General features: G+C 71.8%; 13 protein-coding genes and 1 pseudogene. 9 read left to right on the top strand and 5 right to left on the bottom strand.

Translation table 11 applies throughout. The features are described from left to right. The first annotated feature begins 257 nt into the window (after positions 1–257). Both ACFWB8_RS23930 and ACFWB8_RS23925 read left to right on the top strand, forming a co-directional pair. Positions 258–539: a type II toxin-antitoxin system Phd/YefM family antitoxin gene (locus tag ACFWB8_RS23930; RefSeq protein WP_385230567.1), complete on the top strand. Its 282-nt coding sequence runs from the start codon at positions 258–260 to the stop codon at positions 537–539. After that, positions 536–790 (top strand): Txe/YoeB family addiction module toxin, encoded by a 255-nt coding sequence (locus ACFWB8_RS23925; protein ID WP_385230564.1) that lies wholly within the window; start codon positions 536–538, stop codon positions 788–790. Before ACFWB8_RS23930 ends, ACFWB8_RS23925 begins: the two co-directional genes overlap by 4 nt. 18 nt (positions 791–808) lie before the next feature. On the opposite strand, the pseudogene ACFWB8_RS23920 reads toward ACFWB8_RS23925, so the two are convergent. Further along, a pseudogene (locus ACFWB8_RS23920) lies at positions 809–946 on the bottom strand (Uma2 family endonuclease); the annotation flags it as partial. Between the two features lie 141 nt (positions 947–1,087). Between ACFWB8_RS23920 and ACFWB8_RS23915 the strand changes: the two are divergent. Beyond that, complete coding sequence (locus tag ACFWB8_RS23915) at positions 1,088–1,483, top strand: MazG nucleotide pyrophosphohydrolase domain-containing protein (protein WP_385230561.1); 396 nt, start codon at positions 1,088–1,090, stop codon at positions 1,481–1,483. Positions 1,484–1,485: 2 nt separating this feature from the next. On the opposite strand, the gene ACFWB8_RS23910 is transcribed toward ACFWB8_RS23915, so the two are convergent. Then, on the bottom strand, positions 1,486–2,496 hold the full coding sequence (locus ACFWB8_RS23910; protein WP_385230582.1) for an SMP-30/gluconolactonase/LRE family protein: 1,011 nt from the start codon (positions 2,494–2,496) through the stop codon (positions 1,486–1,488). A gap of 90 nt (positions 2,497–2,586) precedes the next feature. Between ACFWB8_RS23910 and ACFWB8_RS23905 the strand changes: the two genes are divergently transcribed. The 4 genes from ACFWB8_RS23905 (at position 2,587) to ACFWB8_RS23890 (ending at position 6,446) form a co-directional block, all read left to right on the top strand. After that, positions 2,587–3,024, top strand: a complete 438-nt coding sequence (locus ACFWB8_RS23905) for a MarR family winged helix-turn-helix transcriptional regulator (RefSeq protein ID WP_385230558.1) — start codon at positions 2,587–2,589, stop codon at positions 3,022–3,024. A gap of 173 nt (positions 3,025–3,197) precedes the next feature. Further along, positions 3,198–4,400 (top strand): alpha/beta hydrolase, encoded by a 1,203-nt coding sequence (locus ACFWB8_RS23900; protein WP_385230555.1) that lies wholly within the window; start codon positions 3,198–3,200, stop codon positions 4,398–4,400. Positions 4,401–4,566: 166 nt separating this feature from the next. Continuing rightward, complete coding sequence (locus ACFWB8_RS23895) at positions 4,567–5,655, top strand: alpha/beta hydrolase (protein ID WP_385230552.1); 1,089 nt, start codon at positions 4,567–4,569, stop codon at positions 5,653–5,655. After that, the gene (locus ACFWB8_RS23890) at positions 5,652–6,446 is read left to right on the top strand and encodes a trypsin-like serine peptidase (protein WP_385230549.1); all 795 of its coding nucleotides are present in this window, start codon (positions 5,652–5,654) and stop codon (positions 6,444–6,446) included. The genes ACFWB8_RS23895 and ACFWB8_RS23890 overlap by 4 nt, the downstream gene beginning before the upstream one ends. A gap of 30 nt (positions 6,447–6,476) precedes the next feature. Here the strand turns inward: ACFWB8_RS23890 and ACFWB8_RS23885 are convergent, their stop codons facing one another. From ACFWB8_RS23885 to ACFWB8_RS23875, 3 genes are all read right to left on the bottom strand, one after another. Then, the gene (locus ACFWB8_RS23885; RefSeq protein WP_385230546.1) at positions 6,477–7,385 is read right to left on the bottom strand and encodes an EamA family transporter; all 909 of its coding nucleotides are present in this window, start codon (positions 7,383–7,385) and stop codon (positions 6,477–6,479) included. Between the two features lie 52 nt (positions 7,386–7,437). Next, on the bottom strand, positions 7,438–8,247 hold the full coding sequence (locus ACFWB8_RS23880) for an isocitrate lyase/phosphoenolpyruvate mutase family protein (RefSeq protein WP_385230543.1): 810 nt from the start codon (positions 8,245–8,247) through the stop codon (positions 7,438–7,440). Between the two features lie 265 nt (positions 8,248–8,512). Next, complete coding sequence (locus ACFWB8_RS23875; RefSeq protein WP_385230541.1) at positions 8,513–9,625, bottom strand: pyridoxal-phosphate dependent enzyme; 1,113 nt, start codon at positions 9,623–9,625, stop codon at positions 8,513–8,515. Between the two features lie 231 nt (positions 9,626–9,856). Here ACFWB8_RS23875 and ACFWB8_RS23870 point away from each other — a divergent pair, with 231 nt between their 5' ends. Continuing rightward, on the top strand, positions 9,857–11,428 hold the full coding sequence (locus ACFWB8_RS23870) for a S8 family serine peptidase (protein WP_385230538.1): 1,572 nt from the start codon (positions 9,857–9,859) through the stop codon (positions 11,426–11,428). Positions 11,429–11,604: 176 nt separating this feature from the next. Next, entirely contained in the window at positions 11,605–12,750 is a 1,146-nt protein-coding gene (locus ACFWB8_RS23865) for a DUF4190 domain-containing protein (RefSeq protein ID WP_385230535.1), read from the top strand. Positions 12,751–12,786: the final 36 nt, after the last annotated feature.

The following is a 12,786-nucleotide window of genomic DNA, read 5'->3' as shown; positions in this document are numbered from 1 at the left end:
TCCATCGAAAGCATGGACAGCCTCTATCCGGACACCAACGCCAACCTGCCTGGCACCATCCAGTGATCAGCTACACCACCACAAGGGACATGACCCAGGCGGCGTCGTTCGGGCTGGGACACGAGTGCGGTGGTGCTGAAATCGTGGCGGTGGGCAGGGCGCCTCGCCGCGCGTGTGCTGGATGTGCTGGCTGACCCGGCCGAAGAGCGTCGAGAGTGGTACGTTATCAGGTACCACTTGAGGGAAGGGGTCGGGTCATGTCCATCACCGCGAGCGAAGCCCGCAAGGAACTCTTTCCGCTGATCAAGAAGGTCAACGAGAACCACGAGGCCATCGAGATCGTCTCCAAGCACGGCAATGCCGTGCTGGTCTCGGCCGAGGACTACGCGGCGCTGCGCGAGGGCTCGTATCTGCTGCGCTCTCCGGCGAACGCCCGGCGGCTGCTCAAGGCGTACGAGAACGCTCTGTCCCGTATCAATGTGTCGGAGCGCGAGCTGATCGATCCCGACGCGGCGGACGCGGGTGTGGGTGCCGCGTGAGGCTCCTCTTCGAGGATCAGGGCTGGGAGGACTACACGTCCTGGCTCAAGAACGACCGCAAGATGCTCGCCAGGATCAACAAGCTCATCGAGGACGTCAGGCGTGACCCCTTCTCGGGGATCGGCAAGCCCGAACCTTTGAAGTACCACTTGCCCGGGGCGTGGTCGCGGCGGATCGACGACGAGCACCGCCTCGTCTACCTGGTGACGGATGAAGAGACCGTCATCCTCGCGGCCCGGTATCACTACTGACCACCCGTGTGGTGAGGGCGGTGCTGGGACGTTGCCCCGGAAGATCCCGGCGGGCGCGCAGGCGCCGGTGGGTTCGTCGAGCTCGTGGACGTGGACGACGGGTGACCCGTCCCCGTCCTCGATGCACCAGTGGTGCGGGATGCCGGCCTCCGCGAACCAGCCTTCCGCGCGCGGCACCGTGGGGCAGGTGCGGATGCGGATGCCGATGCTGATGCCGATGCTGCCGGTGTTGGAGTGCAGGCAGAGGGGCGCTCGATGGGTGTGTGGGCGGGGGTGGGGCGTCGATACGATCGGGCGATGAACCAGGACCCGGTCGAGTCGACCGCCGGGCGTGTCCGCGCCTTTCACCGCGCCTTCGGACTCGACTGCCCCTCCGTGCCCACGCCGCCCTCGCCCGAACTCGCCCGGCACCGCCAGGACTTGCTCCACGAGGAGGTGGCCGAGCTCGCCGAGGCGACGGCCGAAGGCGAACTCGCGCACATCGCGCACGAGTTGGCCGACGTGGTGTACATCGCCTACGGCACGGCGGCGGCGTACGGCATCGACCTCGACGCGGTGATCGCCGAGGTCCACCGCGCGAACATGAGCAAGCTCGGTCCGGGCGGCCGCCCCGCCTTCCGCGCCGACGGCAAGGTGCTCAAGGGCGACGCGTACGTCCCGCCGGACGTCGCCTCGGTGCTGCGGGGCTCCTAGCCTCAGAAGCCGCGGACCGAGGCGACCGTGAAGGCGGTGGGGGTCCCGGTGCCGGGGGGCATCGGGCCGCCCGTCTTGTCGAACTGGGAGCGGACCACCAGGGTGCGGCCCGGGGTGTGGACCAGGGTGGTCGGGATCTGGAGCGACGGGTCCGTGACCGTACGGGTGAGCCGGGCGCGGGTGCCGTCCGCGGAGAGCCGCCAGCTCGCCAGGGTGTTGACCGTGTTCAGGGCCACGCGCAGGGTGCCGTCGGGGGCCAGGTCGAGGCCGTCGGCGTGGACGAGCCTGCCGCCGGGGCCGTCGCCGGGGCCGCCCGCGCGGCCGGCGTCGAGGGCGACGCGGGAGATCGCGCCCGTGCCGAGGTCGATGCGGAACAGGTCGCCCGCCGTCATGTCCACCGTCAGCAGGTACCGCCCGGCCCGGTCCGTGGTGATGCCGTTGAGGCTGAAGCCGCCCGCCGGGGCCGGGGTGAGGTGCCCGCTCAGGTCGTACGCGGGACGCAGCGGCCCGGAGCCGGCCGCGAGCTCGTCCGGGGTCACGCGGTAGACCACGGCGCGGACGCTGTCGGTCAGGTACGCCGTGCCGTCCGGGGTGACGGCCAGGTCGTTGACGAAGAACGGCTTCGCCGGATCGGCCACCTCGAAGTGGGCCAGCCGCGCGCCGGTCGCCTGGTCGTAGACCGAGACGCCCGCGGTGGAGTCGATCACCCACAGCCGGCCGCGCGCGTCGACCCGCAGGCCGTTCGCCGTGTGGCGGCCGTCGGTGCCCGCGGGCAGGAAGACCTCGGCGGTGGTCCGGCCGGGGCGGGCCCGGTAGATCGTGCCGTCCGTGTACGAGCCGACGTACACGGTGTGGGTGCGGGGGTCGGCGGCTATGCCCTCCGGGAAGACCTTCGCGCCGGGGAGGGTGAAGGCCGTGGAGACGCGGCCGTCCGAGGCCCGGGCGGCGGGCGCCGCGCCGAGGGCGACGGTCGCGGCCAGGGTCAGGAGGGTGGCGGGCAGTGCGGCGGACATGAGCTTCACGTCAGACGTCCTCTTTCGTGTAGGTGAGAGCGAATGTATGTTAGAGCTCTAACTCATGCAAGGGGCCCGTAGGATGTCGCAATGACCTCCATGCCCGTCGAGGAGCGCATCGGCTCCCACATCAAGCGCGCTGAACAGGCGCTCCTCGCGGCCAAGAACGCGGCCTTGAAGTCGGCCGCAGTAACGGTTCCGCAGTACGCCGCCCTGCTCTGGATCTCCGAGAAGCCCGGCATCTCCGCGGCCGGCCTCGCCCGCCTGTGCGGGGTGACGCCGCCGACGATGAACACCGTGCTGAAGAACCTCCAGGAGCGCGGGTTCATCGAGCGGACCCCGCACGAGTGGCACGGCAACGTGCTGGAGACCCGGCTCACGGACGAGGGGCGCGCGGTGATGGTGCTGGCTGACGCGGCCGCCGTGGCGGTGGAGCGGGCGCTCGCGCAGGAGTTCACGGGGGAGGAGCGGGAGCTGCTCATCCGGCTGCTGGGCCGGTGCGCGCAGCGGCTCGACGACCAGAGGTGACGACCAGGGGTGAGGTCCGGCCGCGCCGGCCCCCATCCATCTGTCCGGCCGGCGAGACCCCGTCCGCCTCTTCGCCGGGGTTTGGAACTGTCCGGGGGATTCGTACATCCCGACCATCGGGAGCCCAGCCGCGCTGCCCCCGGGGGCAGTCAAGACCGTTCGGAGCGAAGTTCGTGCACCAGTACCCGCAGCAGGAGCGCCAGGACCAGCCGCAGGAGCGCCAAGACCCGCAGCAGGAGCGCCAGGACCAGCCGCACCCCGCGCACCCGCCGTGCGGCGAGCAGCCCGCGGCCCCGCCCAGGCGCTCCCGGCGCGGGGTGTGGGCCAGCGCCGTGGTGGCGCTCGCGCTCCTCATATCCGGCGGCTTCGCCGCCTGGAAGCTGGACTGGTTCTCCGGCAACGGCGAAGCCGTGAGCTTCGGCAAGACCCCGCCGCCCGCGGCGGCCCCGTCGGCCCCCGACACCGAGAAGAAGTCCCCCGGCGCCGCGCAGCCCCCCGCCAAGCCGAGCGGCGACCCCGACGTGCTCATGCCGTCCGGACCGAAGTCCGACTTCAAGCAGACCACCAAGCTCGACGACGGCACGATCATCGCCAAGACCCGCCTCGCGGGCGCAAAGTCCGGCTTCGAGGGTGACGTCTGGGTCTGGGCGCCCAAGGAGTACGACGACCCGAAGTACGCCAAGAGCGCCTTCCCGGTGCTCATCGCGCTCCCCGGCGGCAACGGATTCCCGGCCAACTACTGGTCCGACCGCAGCCTCGGCCTCCAGAAGGCCATCAGCGAGGGGGTCCAGGCCGGCACGAGCCTGCCCTTCGTCGTGATCATGCCGGTGCTCAACCCCGACAACAAGTACTACTACGACGGCTCGGACATACCCGGTCAGCAGAAGATGGGCACCTGGATCGCCGAGGACGTCCCGGACTTCACCCGGGCGAATTTCCGTACGTACAAGTCCCGCGACGGCTGGGCCTTCATGGGCTCCTCCTCCGGTGCCTTCGTCGGCATGAAGACGCTCCTCCAGCACCCGGACAAGTTCAAGGCCGTGATCGCCAGCGGCGGCGAGATCGTCCCGGACTCCCCGCTCTGGAAGGGCCACCAGGCGGAGATGGACGAGAACAACCCGGAGAAGCTGGCCAAGAAGCTGATCGACGGCAATGGCCCGGAGGTCTTCATCAACTTCCAGGTCGGCACCAAGGAGTCCGGCAAGGAGCGGATGCTGAAGTTCCAGCAGCAGTACGGCACGGGCCCCGTCAAGACGACCATCCACGACATCCAGAACGGCGAGCACAACGGCTGGCACTACGTGCGCGGCATGAAGGAGAGCTCGCTGGAGTGGATCAGCAAGGTGCTCAAGGGCCCGAAGCCCGAAGCCGGCTGATCGGCGAGCGGCCCGGCCGCCGGGCATTCGCGTGGTTCGTGCCACGTCCCGCCCGTCCCAGGCAACCCATCCGGTCGTTCACTCCTCTGTTAAGGATGTAAGGGGGACCAATCGGTCCGGCCCGCGCTCCTCTGACGAGCGCCGGAGAAGGAACGGGACACATTCCGTGCAGCATGACCAGCAGGGCGACGGCAGGGCCCCGACCAAGGCCCGCCGTCGACCCAAGCACCTGCGCCTGATTCTGATCAGCGGTGGACTCGCGTTCACCCTGGCCGCCGGGGGAGCGGCCGCGTACAAGTACAAACTCTTCACCGACATAGGGGATCCGGTTTCCTTCGGGAAGGTCCCGCACGAGACCGCCGCCGCGGCCTCCGACACCACTCGTTCGGGGGTACTCATGCCCACCGGGCCGGCGGCCGCGTTCACCCGCACCTACCGGCTGCCGGACGGCACGCAGATCGGCCGGACCACGCTCACCGGCAAGAAGTCGGGCTTCACGGGTGACGTGTGGGTGTGGGTGCCGAAGCAGTACGACGACCCGAAGTACGCCAAGAGCGCCTTCCCGGTCCTGATCTCGCTGCCCGGCGGCCGCGGCTATCCCACGAACTACTGGGGGACCGGCCCGGGCCTGGGCCTGGAGAAGGCCGTGAGCGACGGGGCGAAGGCCGGCACCAGCCTGCCCTTCATCCTGGTCATGCCGGTGCACAACGCCGACACCAAGCACCACTTCGACGCCTCCGACATCCCGGGCGAGCCGAAGATGGGCACCTGGATGGTCGAAGACATCCCGGATTTCACGAAGGCCAATTTCCGGACCTTCACCTCCCGCGACGGCTGGGCCTTCATGGGCTCCTCCGCAGGCGGATTCGGTGCCTTCAAGCACGTCCTGAAGTACCCCGACCGGTTCAAGGCCGCCATCGCGAGCGGGGTCGACATCGTCCCCGATTCCCCTTTGTGGAAGGGGAACACGCAGGCCATGGACGAGAACAACCCGGAGAAGCTCGCCGAGAAGCTGATCAAGGAGGGCGGTCCGGACGTCTACATCAACTTCCAGATCGGCACCAAGGAGAGCGGCCGCGAGAAGGCCGAGAAGTTCATGAACGAGTACGGCAAGGGCCCCGTGCACACCTTGCTGCAGGTGATCCAGGATGGTGAGCACAACGGAAAGTCCTACGTGCGAGGCATGAGGGAGGGCTCGCTGGAGTGGATCAGCAAGGTGATGTCGGCGCCGACCCCCGACCCCGACGTGCGATGAGCCCCGCGGTGAAGGGGGTCGCCTCCGCGGCCGTCGCCGGGGTCGCCGCGGTGCTCGCCGTGGTGTTCCTCGAGGCCTCGGCCTCGGGCGACAAGCAGGCGCTCCCCTTCCCCACCGTCGGCGTGCTCATGGCCAACGGTGAGCACTGGTGCACCGCGAGCGTCGTCGACAGCCCCAAGGGCAACGTCGTCGCGACCGCGGCGCACTGCGTGGCCCCCGCGGGCGAGGACGGCCGGCCGGGCGAGGTCGCCCACGACGGCCTGGCCATCGGCGAGCTCGCCTTCGCCCCCGCCTTCTCGGGCGAGGGCTCCGGGCACCAGCCGCTGGGGGTGTGGAAGGTGCGTTCGATCCAGGTGGACGAGCGCTGGACGAAGTGGGGCGAGGACACCGCCGACTTCGCCTTCCTCACCGTCGAGCCGGACGGGGACGGGCGCAGCGTGCAGGACGCGGTAGGCCGGGGCGAGGCCCCCCAGCCCGACTGGACCTCCGGGTACGAGCGCGACGTGACGGTGGTGGGCTACCCCGAGTCGCAGCACAACCCGCAGAACAAGCCCGTGGCCTGCACCACCCAGTCCCGGCACGACGAGAACGACCCCGACATGCTCTACATCAGCTGCGCGGGATTCTGGACCGGCACCAGCGGCAGCCCCTGGATCGCCGACCGCGGCGGCGCGGACCAGCCGGGCCGGCTGATCGGGGTGCTGAGCGGCGGGGACACGGACGTGGACTCGACGGCGGCGCTCTTCGACGAGAAGGCGAAGGCGCTGTACGAGCGGGCCGCGAAGGGCTGAGCCTGCGGCCCCCCGGGGCCTCGGCCCGGCTCAGCTCCTGCGCTCGGTGCTCACGATCACGCACACCGCCGCCACGACGATCGCCCCGCCGAGCAGGATCGGCCAGGTCAGGGCCTCGTCGAGGATGAGCCAGCCCAGTGCTACGGCCACGACCGGATTGACGTACGCGTAAGTGGAGACCAGCGAGAGCGGCGCCGACCGCAGCAGCCACACGTACGAGGTGAAACCGACGAGCGAGCCGAAGACGACCAGGTAGCCCAGCGCCAGCCAGGACGCGGTGGAGAAGGAGCCCGGGTCGAGGCCGTGCTGCTCGCCGCGGCACAGGCCCACGACGATGCCGCCGACCCCGCCCGCGAGCATCTGGTACGCGCTGCCGGTGAAGGGGTTGCCCGGCAGGGTCAGCCGCGCCGCGGAGAACGAGCCGAGCGACCACAGGGCCGAGCCGGCCACCACCAGCAGTACCCCGCCGAGCCGGATCTCGCCGCTGATCCCGGGGACGGTCAGCACGGCCAGCCCGGCGAGGCCGAGCAGCACCCCGCCGAGCGTCCGCAGCGGCGGCCGGTCCCCGGTGCCCGCCCGCAGCAGCACCAGCCACATCGGCACGGCCGCCACCAGCAGCGCGGCCAGGCCCGAGGGCACCGAAGTCTCGGCGAGCACGATCAGGCCGTTGCCGCCGAGGATCAGCAGCAGCCCGACCGCGACAGCCGAGCCGACCTGCCGGCGGGTGGCCCGGAGCGCCGCCGGGCCGTCGCGCCAGGCGACGAGCCCCGCCAGCAGGACGCCCGCGGTGATGAAGCGGGCACCCGCCGACAGGAACGGCGGCATGGTCTGGACGACGATCCGGATGCCGAGGTAGGTCGAGCCCCAGACGACGTAGACGAGGGCGAGGGCGATCCAGACGCGAGCGGAAGCGGAAGCGGGCGCGGATGAGCGGGGCATGGTCCGAGCCTAGGTCGTTGACGTCTACACCTTTGCTGTCCGCGGCTGCGTCTCAGCCCTTGAGCAGGCCGTTGAGCTCGCCGTACGGGAGGGAGCCCGCGAGGGAGCCGTACGTACCGCCGGAGATCAGCTCCTCGGCGGCGCGCCGGACCACGGCGTACGCGGCTTCGGCGACCCAGGAGCCGAGGCTGACGCGGGCCACGCCGAGGGCGCCGAGCTCGGCGACGGTGGGGGCGCCGGGGCCGACGAGGACGTTGAGCGGGGCGTCGATGCCCTTGGCGAGCTCGGTGACGGTGGCCGGGTCGGTGACGCCGGGGACGAAGATGCCGGTGGCGCCGGCCTCCAGGTAGGCGGCGGCGCGGGCCAGGGTCTCGTCGAGGCGCGTCTCCTTCGCCCCGAGGCCGAAGAGGTAGGTGTCGATGCGGGCGTTGATGTAGAGCGGGATCCCGGCGGCCTCGGCGGCGGCGCGGGCCGCGGCCAGGCGCTCCGCGTGGTCGGCGGGGGCGCGGGTGCCGTCCTCGATGTTGATGCCGACCGCGCCGGCGGCGAGCACCCCGGCGACGGTCTCGCCGACCCCGGCGGGGTCGGCGCCGAAGCCGCCCTCGATGTCGGCGGTGACGGGCACGGAGACGGCGCCGGCCACCCGGCCGACGAGGTCGAGGGCGCGGTCCCGCGCGAGGGCGTCGCCGTCGGGGGAGCCGAGCGACCAGGCGACTCCGGCGCTGGTGGTGGCGACGGCGGGCGCCCCGGCGGCCTCGACGAGCCGGGCGCTGGCCACGTCCCAGGCATTGGCGAGGGCCAGCGGCGCGGCCGGGGTGTGCAGTGCGGTGAACTGGCGGGCGCGTTCAAGATGACTGGTCATGGGGCCAGTCCACCAGACGGCCGCGCCACCCGGCTGCCGATTTCCCGCCGCCCTTGCGCCGCGCGGCTGTCCAGGTGCGGCGGGCCCCCGGCCGGCCCGGGCCCCGACGGCCCTCGGCGGAGCCAGGCAGGCCTCGACCCGCCCGGCAGGGCACGGCTCCGCGGGCCTCGACCAGCCTCGCCCTCCGGCCCTTTCCGGCCTCGGCCGTGGGGTGCCCTGCGGGGCGGGCGGCGAGCGGCGCTCCGGCCCCTTCCGGCCCCGGCCGTTACGGGGCCAGGCCCGTTTTGGCGCCTGCGCCGCACAGGGGGAGGACCGCCGTGCGGCCCTTGAGGGGGTCTTCAGGGGCGGTGGGGCCCACCGCCGCCCAGCAGGCGGCGGCCGTCGGCTCGACGAACAGGCCCCGGCGGGCCAGGTCGTGCTGGGCCGCGCGGAGCCGGTCGTCCGGGACGGTCAGGAAGGTGCCGCCCGACGCGCGGACCGCGGCCAGGATCTGCCGGGCGCGCGGCGGGGCCGGGATCGCGATGCCCTCCGCCAGGGTCGGCAGCTGGGGCACCGGCTCGGCGTCCTCGGCGCCCGCCGCGAAGGCCGAGGCCAGCGGGGCCACCGCCGCGGCCTGCACCGCGATCAGCGCGGGGGGCTTCACCCCGCGCCGGGCCAGCTCCTCCACCGCCAGCGCGGCCCCGAGCAGCAGGGTGCCGTTGCCCGCCGGGACGACCAGTACCTCGGGGAGGTGGCCGCCGAGCGCCTCCCAGATCTCGTACACGTACGTCTTCGTGCCGTGCAGGAAGTACGGGTTGAACACGTGGCTCGCGTAGAACACCCCGGGCAGGTCCGCCGCGGTACGGGCGGCCCGCGCCGCCGCCTCCCGGCCGCCCGGGACGACCCGGACCGCCGCGCCGTGCGCCCGCATCTGCTCGGTCTTCTTCTCCGACGTGCCCTCGGGCACGAAAACTTCACAATCGAGCCCGGCGCGCGCGCAGTACGCCGCCACCGAGGTCCCCGCGTTGCCGCTGCTGTCCGCCACGACCCGCTCCGGGCCCACCCGCCGGGCCAGCTCCGCGAGCATCACCGCGCCCCGGTCCTTGAACGACAGCGTCGGCATCAGGAAGTCGAGCTTGGCGTGAACGCGCTCCGCCAGCGGCACCAGCGGAGTGTTGCCCTCCGCCAGCGATACGGCGAACGCCCCCGGCAGCGGCAGCGCGGCCGCGTACCGCCACAGCGAGTTGGGTCCCGCCGCCGGTTCCAGGGCGGTGGCCGGATCGGGTGTGAAGTCGAGGTCCCACGGGCCGCCGCAGACCGGGCAGCACCACGGCGCGGTCCGGGCGTCCGCGCCGGTGCCGTCATGGGGGCAGACGTAACCGGGGAGTGCGTGCGTCATGTGCGGAGCGCCTTTGCTCGTTCATGGCCGTTATATGGCATGGATGTTACGCATCCGTTGTCCTCTTGTGGGGAGCCGACGGGGTGGGTCAACCTTGCGGAGGCGACGGTCCGTTGGGCCGAATGACTTGTCATGAGCATGGCCAGAACTGTACCCGTGTGCCGTGTGCCGTGTGCCGTGCGTCGCCGTTCACCCGCCCCGCAGCGCCCCACCGATCCGAAGGACCCCCACATGTCCGTGATGCGTCACACCCGCCGGAAGCTCGCCGGCATGAGCGCGACCGCCGTCGTGGCCCTCGCGCTCGGCGCCGCCGCCGCGTTACCCGCCTCCGCGGCCGCCGCCCCGCAGGGCGTCATCGAGAACGCGGGCGCCGCCGGCGCCGTCTCAGGCAGCTACATCGTGACCCTGAACGACTCCGCCGCCCGCTCCACCGCGGACAGCGGCAAGGCCGTCGCCCAGCGGTACGGCGCGAAGATCGACCGGACCTACAGCGCCGCCCTCAACGGCTACTCCGTCGAGGTCTCCGAGGCGCAGGCCAAGAAGCTCGCCGCCGACCCCGCCGTCAAGTCGGTCGTGCAGAACCGCGTCTTCACCGTCGACGCCACCCAGCCCAACCCGCCGTCGTGGGGCCTGGACCGCATCGACCAGCGCGCGCTCCCGCTGAACCAGAGCTACGCCTACCCGGACCAGGCCGGCGAGGGCGTCACCGCGTACATCATCGACACCGGCGTCCGCATCACGCACCAGGACCTCGCCGGGCGCGCCTCCTACGGCTACGACGCCATCGACAACGACAACACCGCCCAGGACGGCCACGGCCACGGCACGCACGTCGCCGGCACCGTCGCGGGCTCCTCGTACGGCGTGGCCAAGAAGGCGAAGATCGTCGGCGTCCGCGTGCTCGACAACAACGGCTCCGGTACGACCGCCCAGGTCGTCGCGGGCATCGACTGGGTGACCCAGCACGCCGTCAAGCCGGCCGTGGCCAACATGTCGCTCGGCGGCGGCGCGGACTCCGCGCTCGACACCGCCGTACGCAACTCCATCGCCAGCGGCATCACGTACGGCGTCGCGGCGGGCAACGAGTCCACCGACGCCTCCACCAAGTCCCCGGCCCGCGTGGCCGAGGCCATCACCGTCGGCGCCACCACCAACACCGACGCCAAGGCGAGCTACTCCAACTACGGCTCCATCCTGGACATCTTCGCGCCGGGCTCCTCCATCACCTCCTCGTGGGGCACCGGGGACACCGCCACCAACACCATCTCCGGCACGTCGATGGCCACGCCGCACGTCGTGGGCGCGGCCGCGCTCTACCTCTCGCAGAACCCGGCGAGCACCCCGGCGCAGGTCCGGGACGGCCTGGTCGCCGCGGCCACCCCGAACGTGGTGACCGGCCCCGGCACCGGCTCCCCCAACCGCCTGCTGAACGTGGGTTCCTCGACCACGCCGCCGAACCCGGGCACCCGCTTCGAGAACGCCGCGGACTACGCCGTCAACGACAACTCCACCGTCGAGTCGCCGATCACCGTCAGCGGGATCTCCGGCAACGCACCGGCCGCGCTGAGCGTCCCGGTCGACATCAAGCACACCTACATCGGTGACCTCAAGGTCGACCTGGTCGCCCCCGACGGCACGGTCTACAACCTGCACAACCGCTCCGGCGGCAGCGCGGACAACATCGTCAAGACCTACACGGTCAACGCGTCCGCCGAGGTGGCCAACGGGGTGTGGAAGCTGCGCGTCAGCGACAACGCGAACATCGACACCGGCAAGATCGACTCCTGGGCACTGCAGTTCTGACCGCCTCGGGTGAAGGCGCGATGAGCTGATCCACGAGCTGATCCACGAGCTGATCCACGAACTGATCCACGAACTGCGGGGGCGACCGACTGGGCGGTCGCCCCCGCTGCGTACTATTTCGCGCATTCGTTCGCGCCGTTCGTCGCCGCCACGTCCTCGATGGAGCACCTCACCCCGTGAGCACCCCGCCGCCTCCCTTCTGGCCCGTCCCGCCCCAGCAGCCGCAGGCGTACCGGCAGCCCCCGCTCAACGGATTCGCGCTCGCCTCGCTGCTCGTCGGGGTGCTCTGCCTGCCGCCGCTGGGTGTGGTGTTCGCCGTCGTGGCACTCGTACAGATCGCGAAGAGGCGGGAGCGGGGCCGGCCGCTCGCGATCGTCGGCTTGGTGGTGTCGCTCGTGATGAGCGCGGGCCTGGTCCTCGTGACGGACCGGTTCGCGGAGTCGTTCTTCGAACGGGTCAGCGCGCTGGAGCAGTTCGAGAACGTCGAGGGCGACCTGACCGACATCGAGGAGCTGCGGGCGGGCGAGTGCTTCAACGTCCCCGGCGGGGACCTCCTCGACGAGGACCCCTTCGTGTACCGGATCGCCTGTACGGAGGCGCACCACGCGGAGGTCACCTCCTCGAGGCTGCTGACGCAGGCGGGCTATCCGGGCGCGGAGCAGCTGCGGAAGTCCGCCGCGGACGAGTGCTGGAAGGCGCAGGACGCGTACGCGATGGATTCGTGGGCCCTGCCGGACTACGCGGAGATGTTCTACTTCTCGCCCTCGCGCGAGTCGTGGCGCGACGGCGACCGGCAGCTGCTGTGCGTGATCGGCACGACCGGGGAGGAACAGCGCGGGAGCCTGCGCAAGGACGCCGGGACGCTGAAGCCGGAGCAAGTGGCGTACCTGCGCGCGGCGAACGGCGTCGACCTCGCGCTGGGCCACTCGCCCGAGGCCGACCTCGAGGACGGCGGCACCCAGGAGTACCGCGCCTGGGCGCGGGAGGTCGACCAGGCGCTGGCGGTCCAGGCGCGGATGCTGGAGGAGGCGAAGCAGCGCCCCGAGGTGGGCGCGCAGGCGGGTGCCCGGCTCCGGGAGGTCGAGGCGGCGCGCAAGGAGTGGCAGCAGGCCGCCCGGGAGGTGACGTCCGCGGGCTTCGACCGGGCGTGGGGGCGCGCGCTGGCCGCGATGTCGGTGGAGACGGAGAAGGCGCTGCGCGGTGCGTACGGGCTGTCGACGACGGTTCCGGAGTGGATGGAGGAGTCCCCCGAGGCCCCGGGCGGCTCGGGCGGCGGCTCGGGTGGCAGGTCGGGCGAGGGGCCGTCGACCGGCGCGGCGTGAACCGCCCGCTGTAACGCGCGGTAACGGGTTTGAGGA

It is taken from the genome of Streptomyces sp. NPDC060031 (genome assembly GCF_042736805.1).
Taxonomy (GTDB): domain Bacteria; phylum Actinomycetota; class Actinomycetes; order Streptomycetales; family Streptomycetaceae; genus Streptomyces.
The sequence above is the reverse complement of the archived record's forward strand: the minus strand, read 5'-3'. Positions and strand labels throughout refer to the sequence as shown.

Coding starts and splice junctions, on each gene's coding strand:
- ACFWB8_RS23930 (WP_385230567.1), top strand. CDS start 258: ATGTCCATCACCGCGAGCGAAGCCCGCAAGGAACTCTTTCCGCTGATC.
- ACFWB8_RS23915 (WP_385230561.1), top strand. CDS start 1,088: ATGAACCAGGACCCGGTCGAGTCGACCGCCGGGCGTGTCCGCGCCTTT.
- ACFWB8_RS23910 (WP_385230582.1), bottom strand. CDS start 2,496: ATGTCCGCCGCACTGCCCGCCACCCTCCTGACCCTGGCCGCGACCGTC.
- ACFWB8_RS23905 (WP_385230558.1), top strand. CDS start 2,587: ATGACCTCCATGCCCGTCGAGGAGCGCATCGGCTCCCACATCAAGCGC.
- ACFWB8_RS23890 (WP_385230549.1), top strand. CDS start 5,652: ATGAGCCCCGCGGTGAAGGGGGTCGCCTCCGCGGCCGTCGCCGGGGTC.
- ACFWB8_RS23885 (WP_385230546.1), bottom strand. CDS start 7,385: ATGCCCCGCTCATCCGCGCCCGCTTCCGCTTCCGCTCGCGTCTGGATC.
- ACFWB8_RS23880 (WP_385230543.1), bottom strand. CDS start 8,247: ATGACCAGTCATCTTGAACGCGCCCGCCAGTTCACCGCACTGCACACC.
- ACFWB8_RS23875 (WP_385230541.1), bottom strand. CDS start 9,625: ATGACGCACGCACTCCCCGGTTACGTCTGCCCCCATGACGGCACCGGC.
- ACFWB8_RS23870 (WP_385230538.1), top strand. CDS start 9,857: ATGTCCGTGATGCGTCACACCCGCCGGAAGCTCGCCGGCATGAGCGCG.